Source organism: Rhodococcus sp. (in: high G+C Gram-positive bacteria) (assembly GCF_049286785.1).
Taxonomy (GTDB): Bacteria; Actinomycetota; Actinomycetes; order Mycobacteriales; family Mycobacteriaceae; genus Rhodococcus_F.
This window is the reverse complement of record NZ_JBAQEO010000641.1, coordinates 1-13,937: the sequence shown is the minus strand read 5'-3', so window position 1 is coordinate 13,937 and position 13,937 is coordinate 1. Positions and strand designations below refer to the sequence as shown.

Genomic DNA, 13,937 nt, shown 5'->3' with positions numbered 1-13,937 from the left:
TCGCGTCGGGAAGGAGCGTGTCGGCGAACTCGTCCCAGCACTTGGTGTCCAGGGAACGCAGGTACGCATATTTGAGCCGGCTGATCGCGGCGACCGCTTCGAGATCCACGTCGAACACCTTCTCCTCGAGGAACTGAAAAACTGATACCTGTTCTACTATCACGCGCCGGCGGGGTGTAGTCGATCAGTTCGACGGAATCAGTTGCAGGAAACGAGGCGGGGTCGTGGTACACGACCTAACTCGACACGACGTCGGCCAGTGCAGGATTGATCACGTCCGCGAGCGCGTCCCAGGGCACGGTGACCGTGACGAGTCCGATCGCGTGCGGGCCCACCTGGTAGTCGTCGAAGTGGATTTCCATCCCGGCGGGCGTTGCCAGCCAGTTCGCGAAGTTCTTCTCGACGGGTTCGATGCCGGTCCGCTCGTATTCCGGGCCGGCGACCGTGCCGGGCAGGAGCAACGCGGACTGCTCGGACAGTCTCCGCAGTCCGGCGGGAAGGTCGGGGAACAGATCGGAGAGCGTGATCGGTGACGCGTCGTCGGCGTTGATCACCACGGTGGCCACGATCGGGGTGGGATGGGCGCCAGGTGGATTGGCGTTCCAGGACGTGACGAGCAACCCGCTGACGACGCGCTCACCGATGTGGGCGACGCTGTTTTCCTGACTGTGCAGCGTGAAGGCATCGGTGCCGTACCCGTCGATCTGATCCTGCAGGGCGGTTCGCATCGATTCGTTGAACTCGGCGGTGACCGCCGGATTGCCGCCGGCGATCTGCGGGATCACGACGTCGTAGTCGACCCTGTCCGTCGAACCGGTGACCCGCAGCGACGTCTCGGTGTATGCGGCGGGGGCACTCGCGGGCGGTGCCGGATCGGAGCTTTCGGAAACGGCGGTGCCGGAGACCTCCACCGACGTGGTCGACGGGATGCTCACCGCGGTGCCGGACTGCTCCGAGCATGCCGCCAACGACATGATCCCGACGGCGGCGAGACCGGCGATTCGACCCGACACACGGAACTCGTTCATCAGCAATATCTATCACGAGGCAGGCGCTCGAGGAGTCGAGTAGCGTCGATCGGGTGACTATCCGACTTGGTTACCAAATCCCGAACTTCAGCTATTCCACTCCCGTCGCGGACCTGTTCCCGACCGTCCTCGCGCAGGCCCGCGAAGCGGAAGCCGCCGGCTTCGACACCCTGTTCGTGATGGACCACTTCTACCAACTGCCCGGCATCGGCAAACCGGACGAACCGATGCTGGAGGCCTATACCGCCCTGGGCGCGATCGCCACGGCCACCGAGAACATCCAGTTGTCGGCGCTCGTCACCGGTAACACCTACCGCAACCCGCCGATGCTGGCCAAGACGGTGTCCACCCTCGACGTCGTGAGCGGCGGCCGGGCCGTACTCGGAATCGGGGCGGGCTGGTACGAACTCGAGCACCGTCAGTTCGGTTACGAGTTCGGCACGTTCACCGACCGTTTCGAGAAACTCGACGAGGCCCTCCAGATCATCACGCCCATGCTGCGCGGCGAACGGCCCACGTTCGACGGCAAGTGGTATCACGTGGAGAACGCGACGAACGAGCCGCGGATCCGCGACGACCTGCCCATTCTGATCGGCGGTTCCGGCGAGAAGAAGACGTTCCGGCTGGCGGCGCAGTTCGCCGAGCACCTCAACATCATCTGCAACACCTCCGAACTCCCCCGCAAGCTCGAGGCGCTGGACGCGCGGTGCGCGGAGGTGGGGCGCGACCGGTCCAGTCTGGAAACGAGCTATCTCGCGTCCGTCATCATCGACGAGAACGGCGACCGCGCCCGGCAGCTGCAGAGCGATTTCCTGCGTTCCCAGGGCGTCGATCTGTCCGCCCTGTCGGACGAGAAACGGGCAGCGACCCTCCAGCGGCACTTCTGCGGTTCCCCCGACGAGGTCGCCGAGCAGGTGCAGACCCGAATCCTCGACCAGGGCATCGACGGAATCGTGCTGAATCTGGTGGTCAACGGGCATGAGCCCGGAATCGTCGAGCTGGCCGGGCGAACTCTGCGTCCCCTGGTCGACGCCTGACCTTCCCGGAATAGGCGCGCTACCTCTGCGGTTGTATGCCAGAGGTAGTGCGCCGGGCTAACGTCTCGCGCCTGTTCGTGAGGAAAGGTAGACATGGCTGTGAGCGTTCCGCTGTCGATTCTCGATCTGGCGCATATCCGCGAAGGCGAGACCGCCCGCCACAGTTTCGAGGCCAGTGTCGCCTTGGCGCAGCTGGCCGAACGGCGCGGATACCGGCGGGTCTGGTACGCGGAACACCACAACATGCCGTCCATCGGGTCCTCGGCCACCAGCGTGCTCATCGCGCACGTGGCGGCACATACGCAGAGCATCCGGCTCGGTGCCGGCGGAGTCATGTTGCCCAACCACGCTCCCCTCACCATCGCCGAGCAGTTCGGCACCCTCGAGACCCTGCACCCCGGTCGTATCGACCTCGGGCTGGGCCGGGCGCCCGGCAGCGACCAGAAGACGATGTACGCGCTACGCCGTGACCCGGCGTCGGCTGATCGCTTCCCGCAGGACGTCCTGGAACTGCAGGCCTACCTGGCGGGTCACTCCCGCATCCCCGGCGTCGACGCGATCCCCGGCAAGGGCACCGACGTTCCCCTCTACATCCTCGGTTCCTCACTGTTCGGCGCCCAGCTCGCCGCCAAGCTCGGCCTCCCCTACGCCAACGCCTCCCACTTCTCACCGGAGTCGCTGGTCGATGCCGTGACGCTGTACCGGGAACGGTTCGAACCGTCGGAACAGCTGTCCGAGCCGTACGTGATCGCCGGCGTGAATGCCATGGCCGCCGAGACCAGCGCCGAGGCGCACCGGCAGTTCGAGGGCGCCGTCCGGCGGCGGGTGGTGCAGATGGTCGGCCGGGGCCAGACCTTCACACCCGAGGAGGTCGACCTCATCGTCTCCTCGCCCGCCGGACAGCAGATCATGCAGATGGTTCGCTACACCGCAGTCGGGACACCGGACGAGGTGAAGGCGTACCTCGACGAGTTCGCCGAGCACGCTCAGGCCGACGAGCTGATCGTCGCCACCCAGGCCGAGGACACCGCGTCGTGGCTGAAATCGTACGACCTCATCGCCGATGTGTGGCACTCCGCGGCGGTGAGTGGGTGACGGCGGCCTCGACCCCGGCTCGCCACGGATGCCGGCTCAGTACACGATCACTCCGCGAAGGTTCTTGCCGTCGCGCAGATCCTGGTATCCCTCGTTGACCTGCTCGAGGGTGTACTTGGTGGTGATCAGCTCGTCGAGTTTCAGCTGACCCGCGTCGTAGAGACGGAGCAGTCGCACGATGTCGTACTGCGGGTTGGCCGAACCGAACAGTGAGCCCTTGATCGTCTTCTGATTCAGGGTGAGATCGGTTCCCGAGACGTGCACGGTGAGCTTCGCCGGGTCGGCGAGGCCGGTGATGACGACGGTGCCGCCCTTACCGATGATCGCCGTGGCGTTCTGAACCACTTCCTCGTCCACGGTGCCCACCAGGATGAGTGCCTGATCGGCGCCCTGACCCCAGGTGAGCTCGTTGACCTTTTCCGCCGCCTCGGCCGCATCCGTAAAGGCATGTGTGGCACCGAATTTCAGTGCAGCCTCCCGCTTCATCGCTACCGGATCGACCACCACCACATACTTCGCGCCAGCGCTCACCGCACCCTGGACGGCATTGATACCGAGTCCACCGACGCCGTAGATGACGACGGTGTCACCGGCACGGGTTCCGCCCGCATACACCGCGGTACCCCAGCCGGAGGGCACACCGCAGCCCACCAGGACGGCGGTTTCCAGCGGAAGCCACTCGTCCACCTTCACCACCGAGTGCTGCGAGATGGTGGCCCGCTCGGAGAAGGTACCCAGCATGCACATGGCACCGAAATCATCCTTGCCCGAATGGAATCGGAACGAACCGTCGGGCATCGAACCTTCCAGGATGGTAGCGCCCATGTCGCACAGGCTCTGCCGTCCGGTGGCGCAGTAACGGCACGTGCCGCAGTTCGGGATGAAGCTGCATACCACGTGGTCGCCGGGCTTCACCTTGGTGACGCCGGGGCCCACTTCCTCGATGATGCCGGATCCCTCGTGCCCGCCGACGATCGGATAGCGCGGCGGCAGGTCACCGTCCGTGAGATGCAGGTCCGAATGGCACAGACCGGCGGCGGTGTACTTGATGAGAACCTCGCCCGGCCCCGGACCGTCCAGGTCGAGTTCCATGATTTCGAACGGCTTGCCCGGCCCGAGTAGAACCGCTGCTGTGGTTTTCATGTCTTCTCCTCGTCGAGTAACGGTCAGAGTGCGATGTTGACGGCTTTGGTCTGGGTGTAGAGGTCGATGGCCGTGGCGCCGAGTTCGCGACCCCAACCGGACTGCTTGTATCCGCCGAACGGCATCGCCGTGTCGAAGCCGTTGTACTGGTTGATCCAGACCGATCCGGCCTTGAGTTGACGGGCGGTGAGGTGCGCCTTGGACAGGTCCTTGGTCCAGATGCCCGCGGCCAGTCCGTAGATACTGCTGTTGGCGGCCTCGGCCACCCCTTCTTCGGCGTTGAACGGCAGCGCAGCCACGACAGGGCCGAAGATCTCTTCCTCGACGATGCTGAACGACGGCTGCACGTCGACGAAGACGGTGGGCTCGACGTAGAAACCGGTGTCTCCCCAGCGCTTTCCGCCGGTGAGCGCGCGAGCTCCGTCGGCGAGTCCGGCGGCGAGGTAGCCGGTCACCTTGTCGAACTGCTCCTGCGACACCAGTGGGCCGAGTTGCGTGGCGGGGTCGAGACCGGGACCGATCTTCACCTGGCTCGCGGCTTCGGCGACCGCTGCGGTGAAGTCGTCGAAGATACTGTCCTCGACGAACATCCGGGTTCCGGCCACGCAGCACTGCCCGTGGTTGAACAGCCAGGCATTGAGGGAGCCGGTGACCGCGGCATCGAAATCGGCGTCCGCGAACACCACGTTGGCACTCTTGCCGCCGAGTTCGAGCGACACCTTCTTGAGGTTGCCCTTCGCGGCGTCGACGATCTTCTTGCCCACCTCGGTGGACCCGGTGAACGCGATCTTGTCGACACCTTCGTGCGCCGAGAGTGCCGCTCCCGCATCACCGTAACCGGACACGATGTTCACGACACCGGGCGGGAAGCCGGCTTCCTCGAACACCTCACCGAGGAGCAGCGCGGTGAGCGGTGTCTGCTCGGCAGGCTTGAGGATGACGGTATTGCCGGCGGCGAGTGCGGGCGCCAGCTTGAACGAGGCCATCAGCAGCGGGAAGTTCCACGGCACGATCAGCCCGCAGACGCCGACCGGTTCGCGCAGGGTGTAGGCGTGGAACTGACCGCCCGGAACGAACGGCATGCTCACATTGACCGTGGTGCCCTCGATCTTGGTGGACCAACCGGCGAAGTACCGGAAGATGTCCGCGGACCACGCCACGTCGACGGCCGAGGCGATGGCGGCCGACTTGCCGTTGTCGAGGGCCTCGAGCTGACCGAATTCTTCGGCACGCTCGGAGAGGATGTCACCGACCCGCCAGATCAGGCGTTCCCGCTCATTGGGTTTCATGGTTGCCCAGGGACCCTCTTCGAATGCCACCCGCGCCGCCCGTACGGCACGGTCGACGTCCTCGGCCCCGCCGCGAGACACGGTGGCGAGCACGTGGCCCGTGGCCGGATCGATCGTCTCGAACGTCTCACCGGTGGCCGAGTCCACCCATTCCCCGCCGACAAGGAATTTCTTGTTGCCGGACAAGAACTTCCGCACCGCCGGCAGCAGTTCGGCCTGACGGGGTTCGATCGTCGCTGTCATGAAAACCTCCGAAGTCGCGTATGTGACGTGACTCATAGTGCACCGACTGCGAGGTCGCTAACTGTCCTGACTCCGGACACCCCCCCACGTCGCCCGAAGCGTGGTCGGACAGCCCGACGCGTGGTCAGACAGTCGTGGTCGGACGGGCGTGGTCGGACGGGCGTGGTCAGACGGTGATATCGAGGGCCCGCATCCGGACGTACAGCGTGCTGCGGCTGATGCCCAGGGCGGTCGCGGCATGCACCTTGTTCCCCCCGCATTCACGCAGGGCCTCGACGATCGCCTGCCGCTCCGCCCGCTCCCGGCCGGCCAGCCGCGACACCCGTGGCGACGTCCGATAGGCGTCCGGCAGATCGTCGACGGCAATCTGCGCGCTGGTGCACCGACTCGCCGAGGACTTCAGCACCACCGCCAACTCGGCAAGGTTGCCCGGCCAGTCACGGGCGATCAGTGCCTCGAAAGCGCTCGCGGTGATACGCAGTCCCGGCTCGATGGAGTCGAGGATCGCCTGCGCGAGGTCCGCGAACTCGCGCCGTCGCTGTCGTAGCGGCGGCAACACCACCCGGCCGGGGCACCGGCCGAGGACTCCCGCGACACCGGACGGAAGATCCTCGAGGGAGTTGCTGGTCATCACGATCCGCGGCCCCGAGGTCGTTGCGAGGAGCTTGATGAGCACCGGAAGCATCGATTCGGGCACCAGTTGCACGTCTTCGATCGCAAGCACCGCGGCGGTGCCCGAGGCACGCGCGAGAAGCTCGTCCATCCACTCCTGAGTTCCGACGAGGGCGATCGCCGCGGCATCCAGCCATACGACCGACTGGTCGCCTGCCAGATCCCGGACGGCCGTGGTTCGTCCGGTGCCCGGCTCACCACTGATCGCCACCGGAGCGCGGGTGTCCCGCAGTCGTGCCAGCTCCGATCCGGCGCGTTCGGAGACCGACCGCGCAGCAGCCGCCCGCCGACGAATCGGTGCGGTCCTGCTGTCCGGACGGACCGAGAACACCGCCCCGCCGTCGGTACCGGCCACATGCTCCGCCTGCACCAGCGCGGGCTCACCCGACACCAGCCGAATACGCGCCGTCACCGACCGGTCGGGACGGAGGTCGACGGCGAGGCCCTTGAGCGTCGCATGATCGGCGGCCTGCAGCAGGTCCAGCGCGGCCCGGTTGCTGAGGTGGATGTCCTCCCCGATCGCCGTCACCGCGACCTGATGCTGCGGCGACATGCGTTGAAAAGCGTCGACGAGTCGTTGTTGCGAGACCCGCGACCCTTCGAGGAGCCTGCGCTCGATGTCGGCCGCTGCGCGCGCCAGGAAGGGTGCGAAGAGGGGGTTGGCCCTCGCCGCGATACCGGTCATGTCGAGGATGCCCTCGACCCGGCGCGTCACCGGATGGACGATGGGGTGGCCGTAACAACTGAGGTCCTTGAACTGCTCGAGGTAGTGCTCCTCGCCATGGATCACGACTCCGCGGCGCACCTCGAGTGGTGTGCCCAGCGCCGTGGTTCCCACATGATCCTCACCGAATCGCGACCCCAGGACCACGCCCAACGCGTCCATCGACCGCACGAGTTCGGGGCCGTCGAACAGGCGCGCTGCTATTCGGCAGTCCCGGTCGGCGAGCAGGATGCAGAATCCGGTGCCGCGGATCTGCTGTTCCATCTCGTCCAGAATGGGCCGGGCCGCGGTGAGCAGTCGGCTGGAAGTGTCCAGGTCGGGGCAGGGATCGGAGTCCGGTCGTGAGCCGGGGTGCAGACCGCTGAGCGCCGAGCGTTTCCACGACAGCGCGATCTCCGGCCGCATCACCGCATTTCCGACTGTGTCCAACCTCGACTCCTCACCGCTCCTCGAACGTACGAAACCGTGTGATCCACGCCATACTGCATCGGCAGTACCGTCGTGGACTGTCCGGATTCCGGACAGGGGAACAGCACGGTCGGTCGGGTAGGGGCGTGATGTCGCCGCGGCTCAGCTGCTGCGCGACGGCATGAGCCGCTTCAGACTCGCCACCATCGGCTTCTGGTACCACGACCCCAGAATCCGGACCACGGCGTCGAGCGCTTTCGCATCGTTTCCGACCAGAACCCTCGCCTTGTCCTTCGCGACACCGTCGAGAATGATGCGCGCGGCGTCCTCGGGGCTCATCCGCAGCAACTTCTCGTTGTAGAGCCGGGTCTCGGCCTCGTCCTTGGTGCCGCCCGCAGCGCCGGCGTTGTCGGCGACGCTCGTCTTCACACCGCCGGGATGCACGCACGTGACGCGGACGGGGTGTCCGGCGGAGAGCATCTCCATCCGCAACGACTCGGTGAACCCCCGGACGGCGAACTTCGCCGAGTTGTAGGCGCTCTGCCGCGGCAACGACAAGATGCCGTACAGACTCGACGTGTTGATCACATGCCCGTCTCCGGACGCGATGAGGTGCGGCAGAAAAGCCTTGGTGCCGTTCACGACACCCCAGAAGTCGACGTCGATCACCTTCTCGAAGTCCTTGAACTCCGTCTGCAAGACCGTGCCGGAGAACGCGATACCGGCGTTGTTGTACACCTGGTTCACCACGCCGAAGTGTCCGGCGACGGCATCGGCATAGGCGAGTACCGCCGCGCGCTCGCTGACGTCGAGATGATCGGATTTCACCTCCGCACCCAGCTGCTGTGCGTGCGACACGGTTTCGGCGAGCCCTTCGGCGTCCACATCGGACAGGGCCAGCTTGGCGCCGCGCCTGGCCAGCTCGTAGGCGAGTGTCCTGCCCATCCCCGATCCGGCTCCGGTGACCACGGCGACGCGTCCGGCGAATTCACTCATGCAAACAACTCCTCGACGAAGGGGATGGTATCGGCCTGCGACGCGACGAGCGCGCCGCTGTGGTCAGTGGGATAGGTCCTGAAGGTGACCGGTTCCCCGTTCGCTGTCAGGGCCGCCACCAGCGACAGTGCCGACGGCGCCGGGACGTCGATGTCGGTGAGTCCCTGCCCGATGAACAGTGGGCGGTCGTATCCGCTCGTGGGAATGGCCATGTAGTCGGCCAGAAGGGCGTGCCATCCGGGGATCTGCCCGAGCGGCTTGCCGAACAGATCACCCACCACCACACCTTGTGCGGCGTCGTGGAGTTCGTTGGTGCACAGTTCTTCGGCCAGGTTCACGTAGTGCGCACCGAGCGGGGTCAGGTACGAGTCGAGACCGATCTCGGGGTGCGCCGATCTCAGGCCCGCGAGGATGTAGAACAGGTACGACGTCAGCCCTGCAGGAATCGCCGTAGGCGGCACGCCCGGGCCCAGCGGCAGCAGCGACAACTCGATGTTCGCCGGGACACCGGTCCCCACCGCACCCCGGTAGTCGAGCGAGTCGCCCCCGTACTCGGTGGCGTACCGCGCGGTCGTGACGGCCGCCCCGCCGCCCTGGGACTGGCCCACCACGACCCACTTGTTCGACACGCTGTCGTGAACGGCACGCGCGGCCTTCACCGAATCGACCACGCTGTGCGCCTCCACCTTCCCATCCAGGTAGGGCATCACGCCGGGTGTGCCGAGACCGACGTAGTCGGTCGATACGACGGCGTAGCCACGCCCCAGCCAGTTCGCGAGATACGGATAGTCGCGTTCGGGAAGAGCCGGGCCGATCAACGACGGCGCACACGCGTCTGCGAGGCCGGATGTGCCGTGCGCCCACGCGATCACGGGCCAGCCACCGTCGGGAGCCTGACCGGGCGGCAGATACACGGCACCACTGCTGAGCGCGGGATTCCCGTCGGACCCGATGGTCCGGTAGGTGATGCGCTGCGCCTCGGCCGTGCCAGGAATCCAGAGATCGCGCGGCAGTTCCGACACGTCGACCACGCTTCCCGGCGTCCCACCAATCTCCTCGGCAGACGCGGTGGGGGTAGCGATCAGGGTTGCGCCGACGGTGAGAAAAGCCGCGGCCACGCCGGCTGCAAGCTGGGCCCGGGGTCTCGTCACCTGCTCACCGTAGTAGGTGGCTGCCGTGGCCGTCGACACGCCTCGATCACGAAACCCGCGCCCGATCTCGGAGGTCGGCGATACCGTCGAATCCGTTCGTCACCGCCCGAGAGAAGGGGAATACCGTGAGCTCTGATGGAACATCTACCGCCGGCGATTGCGCCGAACTTCTGGAGGCACTGGCACACCACCGGTCTCTTCTCAGGTACACGGTGCGCGGCCTCGACGACGAGCAGGCGACGCAGCGGACGACCGTGAGTGAACTCAACCTGGGTGGGCTGATCAAGCACGTCTCCCAGGTGGAACAGATCTGGATGAATTTCGTGGTCGAGGGAACCGATGCGGTGCGCGGCGGGCCCGTCGACGGTACCGGCGCCGGCAACCGGCGTAAGGAATTCACCCTTCGCGAAGACGAAACCCTGGCCGGTGTGCTCGAACGCTACGCGCGGGTTGCGGAAAGGACGGACAAGATCGTCTCGGCGCTACCCGATCTCGATGTCTCGCACCCGCTGCCCGAAGCACCGTGGTTCGTGCCGGGATCCCGATGGTCCGCCCGCCGCGTACTGCTCCACATCATCGGAGAAACCGCTCAGCACGCCGGTCACGCCGACATCATCAGGGAAGCTCTCGACGGCTCCCGAACGATGGGCTGACGGTGAATCGCCCGGATCACCGCATCCGGATCGAAGCGGAACGAAACGATGTCGAGCGTCGCGTCGCGTCGTTGACCGCACGATTCACGGCCATCGTGGAGGGCTCGGAGTTCACCACCGACGACGACGAGCACGATCCGGAGGGTTCGACCATCGCCTTCGAACGGGCTCAGGTCTCGGCGCTGCTGGCCGACGCGCGTCGGGAACTCGACGACCTCGCGGCGGCGGCGCGGCGACTCGACGAGGGAACCTACGGCATCTGCGTGCGGTGCGGGCGGCCGATCGCCGACGCCCGACTCGAGGCCCTTCCCGCCGTGCAAACCTGCATCGACTGCTCGGAGGTGCGTCGTTAGGTGTCGGTCACCGCGATCAGAGACCCCCACTCCCCTTCCGCCACGTCACACGCCCGTCGGTGGTCTTCACCGTGGGGGTGGTCGCCCTGGGCGAGATGGAGGAGCGCTTCCGCCAGGTCGCCGATGTCGACGTGGTGTCGCATCGAGCAATCCAGCAGTTCGTCGAAGGCCTGGTCCGCGCTGTAGGAATTTCCTCGCGCGCTGATGAGAATCCGGATAGCTGCGTCCAATGCGGACAGGTGACGGGTGGCGCGGGTAGCGCGGTGAGCTTCGATCGTCAATATTCCGCCTCTGAGGTGTCGCCACTCGGCGTTCGTGGTCTGTGTAACCCACATCACACCACGTTCCGGACTTTCTCGCCGCGGTTTCCGGGCCGCATCCACAGTTGTTCGTCAAAAGTTGGTTACGAATTCCCACCGCCCCGCCCAATGTGATTTCCCACCGCCCGCCCAATGTGACAGTGGTGCAATCTAACTGAACCGATGTGACATCGGGCGATGTCAGGTGGTGCGGGGAACGAGTCCGCGGCCGGTGATGAGGGGAAGGTCCAGCGCCGTGACGAGTCCGGACGCAGCCTCGACGACGGCCTGTACCGAGTTCACCAGTCGCATGGCCGTGACGATCATGCCCGACACATTGTGGTCACCGTTCTCGCCATGATGACTGAAGTCGACGGTCATCATGGGCTCACCCTTGATCTCGATGCGGTAGCAGCCATCGCCCCCGGACGGGTGCGGCCACTCGGGCATCTGGCCGGGATGTGTTCTGGTGACGTGCTCGAGCGCCACGCGTGGGACGCCGTCGACGGTGCCGATCACCTCGAAACGCACCGCCGCCATCGTCCCCTTCGGGATGTGGCAGGACACGACGTCGAGGTCTTCGCCCGCGGGAACGCGTTCGACCTTCTCCACCAGCGGTTCGTCCAGCGTCACGTTCAGCCCGGCGGCGATCTGCCGGACGACGCTACCCCACGCCAGCGACAACACACCCGGCTGGAACAGCATGGGCGTCTCGTCGAGGGATTTGCCGAAACCGAAGATGTCCCGCATCACGACAGGCTGGTAGTAGGTGGAGTAATCGGCGATTTCGTAGCATCGAACCTCGTCGATCCGCTGCGACAGGCTGGTCATGGCCAGCGGCAGGACATCGTTCGCGAACCCGGGATCGATACCGTTGACATGGAGGCTTGCACCACCCTGCTCGCCGGCGCGACGGATGCGGTCGACGAGGGCGTCCGGTAGTACGCCGATCGGGTACTGCAGAACCACCGGACCGGACGACACGACGTTGATGCCCGCCTCGAGGAACGAAACCAGATCGTCGATGGCCTCGAAGATGCGGTCGTCCGTCATCGCGGTGTGCACGATGCAGTCGGGTTTCAGTGCGAGCAGTGCCGCCTTGTCGTCAGTGGCGCTCACCCCGAGTCTGCGTCCCAGGCCGGCCAGTTCTCCGGCGTCCTTGCCGACCTTGTCCGGGTTGGACACCCAGACGCCGACCAGTTCCAGGTCGTCTCGGGCGTCGATGCCCGCGATGGCGTGGCGTCCGACGGTGCCGGTGGACCATTCGACGACGCGGTAGGTCATGTTCTTCTCCGAGTTCCAGATCGATGACGCAGCGGCCGATGTTCGCGGTTTCTGGTAAGCCGGCGCGATTCTCGGAATGTAACAGGTTCTACTCGCACGGCGGGCAGAATCCAGGGGTGGGAAGACGCCGAACAGCGCGCGCGTCCCGGGTCAGCTGTCAGGCGCCGAACAGCGCGCGATAGCCTGTGGCCTGTGCAATCGCAATTCCGGACGCCGGCGACCGAGTCCGAACCCAGCCGAATCCGGAGTTCGATCTTCCAACGGAAGGTGACCTCCGCTGCAACCGCCGTCACCTCCATTCGTCCGGGCGACACCGTGGCGATCAGCGGTTTCGCGAGCGCGGGAACACCCAAGGTCATCATCCCCGCCCTGGCTGATCGCATTCACGCCGCGCGCGGCGCGGGCGAGAACTTCACCATCAACCTCCTGACGGGTGCGTCCGTCTCCACCGAAACCGAGCGTGTGCTCGCGGAGATCGACGGCATCTCGCTACGCATGCCGTACCAGTCGGAGTCGACGGCGCGAAAGAAGATCAACCAGGGCCGCATGGACTATGTCGACATCCACCTGTCCCACGTCGCGCAGCAGGTATGGCAGGGCTACTACGGCAACGTCGACGTCGCCGTCGTGGAGATCGCCGGCATCACCGAGTCGGGCGAGCTGATTCCGTCCGCGTCGATCGGCAACAACAAGACGTGGCTGGACGTGGCCGACAAGGTGATTCTCGAGGTCAACTCGTGGGTTCCCGAGGCGATGACGGGGATCCATGACGTGTACTACGGCACCGCCCTCCCGCCGAACCGCAAGCCGATCCCGCTGACCAGCGTCGGGGACCGGATCGGTCAGCCGTTCTTCCGCGTCGACCCCGCGAAGGTCGTGGCCGTCGTGGAGACGAATGCGCGCGACAGCGCCAGTGACCTGACGGCCCCGGACGAGGTCAGCCAGGCCATCGCGGGGCACGTCCTCGAGTTCTTCGATCATGAGGTGAGGCGGGGACGACTCCCCGCCGACACGCTGCTGCCGCTGCAGGCCGGAATCGGGAACGTTGCCAACGCGGTGCTCCGCGGCCTCGACCGCGGGCCGTACAAGGGTCTGACCTGCTATTCCGAGGTCATTCAGGACGGCATGCTGCACCTGATCAAGACCGGCACCGTCGCGCAGGCGTCGGCGACCGCACTGGCACTGAGCAAAGCAGGAATCGACGAACTGGTCTCGGACATCGAGTTCTACCGCGAGCACATCGTGCTGCGCCCGCAGGAGATCAGCAACCACCCGGAGATCGTCCGGCGACTCGGAATCATCGCCATGAACGGGATGCTCGAGGCCGACATCTACGGCAACGTCAACTCCACCCACGTCATGGGCACCAAGATCATGAACGGCATCGGCGGCTCCGGCGACTTCGCCCGCAACGGCTACCTGTCGATGTTCCTCAGCCCGTCCACGGCGAAGAACGGAGCGATCTCGTCGATCGTCCCGATGGTCCCGCACGTCGACCACACCGAGCACGACACCCAGGTGGTGGTCACCGAGCAGGGGCTCGCCGACCTCCGTGGGCTGTC

At 65.9% G+C, this 13,937-nt stretch carries 14 protein-coding genes; 5 read left to right on the top strand and 9 right to left on the bottom strand.

The features are described 5' to 3' along the window. Both WAW17_RS23265 and WAW17_RS23260 read right to left on the bottom strand, forming a co-directional pair. Nucleotides 1-109, bottom strand: a 109-nt coding sequence (locus WAW17_RS23265; protein ID WP_422335267.1) for a nuclear transport factor 2 family protein, incomplete at its 3' end; no start/stop codon positions are given. A 127-nt stretch (nt 110-236) separates the two neighbouring features. Continuing rightward, nucleotides 237-1,028, bottom strand: coding sequence for an RsiV family protein (locus WAW17_RS23260; RefSeq protein WP_422335263.1), 792 nt, complete (start codon nt 1,026-1,028; stop codon nt 237-239). Nucleotides 1,029-1,081: 53 nt separating this feature from the next. On the opposite strand from WAW17_RS23260, the gene WAW17_RS23255 reads away from it, so the two are divergent. Together WAW17_RS23255 and WAW17_RS23250 are read left to right on the top strand one after the other, a co-directional pair. Continuing rightward, entirely contained in the window at nt 1,082-2,065 is a 984-nt protein-coding gene (locus tag WAW17_RS23255; protein ID WP_422335262.1) for an LLM class F420-dependent oxidoreductase, read from the top strand. A 99-nt stretch (nt 2,066-2,164) separates the two neighbouring features. Then, entirely contained in the window at nt 2,165-3,160 is a 996-nt protein-coding gene (locus WAW17_RS23250; protein ID WP_422335266.1) for an LLM class flavin-dependent oxidoreductase, read from the top strand. A gap of 36 nt (nt 3,161-3,196) precedes the next feature. Here the strand turns inward: WAW17_RS23250 and WAW17_RS23245 are convergent, their stop codons facing one another. From WAW17_RS23245 to WAW17_RS23225, 5 genes are all read right to left on the bottom strand, one after another. Next, the gene (locus tag WAW17_RS23245; RefSeq protein ID WP_422335261.1) at nt 3,197-4,303 is read right to left on the bottom strand and encodes an NDMA-dependent alcohol dehydrogenase; all 1,107 of its coding nucleotides are present in this window, start codon (nt 4,301-4,303) and stop codon (nt 3,197-3,199) included. Nucleotides 4,304-4,326: 23 nt separating this feature from the next. After that, entirely contained in the window at nt 4,327-5,835 is a 1,509-nt protein-coding gene (locus WAW17_RS23240) for an aldehyde dehydrogenase family protein (RefSeq protein WP_422335260.1), read from the bottom strand. A gap of 166 nt (nt 5,836-6,001) precedes the next feature. Then, nucleotides 6,002-7,636: a sigma-54-dependent Fis family transcriptional regulator gene (locus tag WAW17_RS23235; protein ID WP_422335265.1), complete on the bottom strand. Its 1,635-nt coding sequence runs from the start codon at nt 7,634-7,636 to the stop codon at nt 6,002-6,004. 165 nt (nt 7,637-7,801) lie between these two features. Further along, a complete protein-coding gene (locus tag WAW17_RS23230) occupies nt 7,802-8,635 on the bottom strand; it encodes an SDR family NAD(P)-dependent oxidoreductase (RefSeq protein WP_422335259.1) in 834 nt (277 codons plus the stop codon). Further along, the gene (locus WAW17_RS23225; protein ID WP_422335264.1) at nt 8,632-9,753 is read right to left on the bottom strand and encodes a lipase family protein; all 1,122 of its coding nucleotides are present in this window, start codon (nt 9,751-9,753) and stop codon (nt 8,632-8,634) included. Before WAW17_RS23225 ends, WAW17_RS23230 begins: the two co-directional genes overlap by 4 nt. A gap of 158 nt (nt 9,754-9,911) precedes the next feature. Between WAW17_RS23225 and WAW17_RS23220 the strand changes: the two genes are divergently transcribed. Continuing rightward, nucleotides 9,912-10,439 carry a DinB family protein gene (locus WAW17_RS23220; protein ID WP_422335258.1) on the top strand — a complete coding sequence of 176 codons (528 nt, stop codon included), beginning with the start codon at nt 9,912-9,914 and terminating at the stop codon, nt 10,437-10,439. 2 nt (nt 10,440-10,441) lie between these two features. Beyond that, nucleotides 10,442-10,792, top strand: coding sequence for a TraR/DksA family transcriptional regulator (locus WAW17_RS23215; protein WP_422335257.1), 351 nt, complete (start codon nt 10,442-10,444; stop codon nt 10,790-10,792). Here WAW17_RS23215 and WAW17_RS23210 read toward each other — a convergent pair. Together WAW17_RS23210 and WAW17_RS23205 are read right to left on the bottom strand one after the other, a co-directional pair. Next, nucleotides 10,789-11,073, bottom strand: coding sequence for an ANTAR domain-containing protein (locus WAW17_RS23210; RefSeq protein WP_422335256.1), 285 nt, complete (start codon nt 11,071-11,073; stop codon nt 10,789-10,791). The two genes, WAW17_RS23215 and WAW17_RS23210, sit on opposite strands and share 4 nt — an antisense overlap. A 219-nt stretch (nt 11,074-11,292) precedes the next feature. Next, nucleotides 11,293-12,375: a diacylglycerol kinase gene (locus tag WAW17_RS23205; RefSeq protein ID WP_422335255.1), complete on the bottom strand. Its 1,083-nt coding sequence runs from the start codon at nt 12,373-12,375 to the stop codon at nt 11,293-11,295. Between the two features lie 192 nt (nt 12,376-12,567). Between WAW17_RS23205 and WAW17_RS23200 the strand changes: the two genes are divergently transcribed. After that, the coding region (locus tag WAW17_RS23200; RefSeq protein ID WP_422335254.1) for a succinate CoA transferase at nt 12,568-13,937 on the top strand (1,370 nt) is incomplete at its 3' end.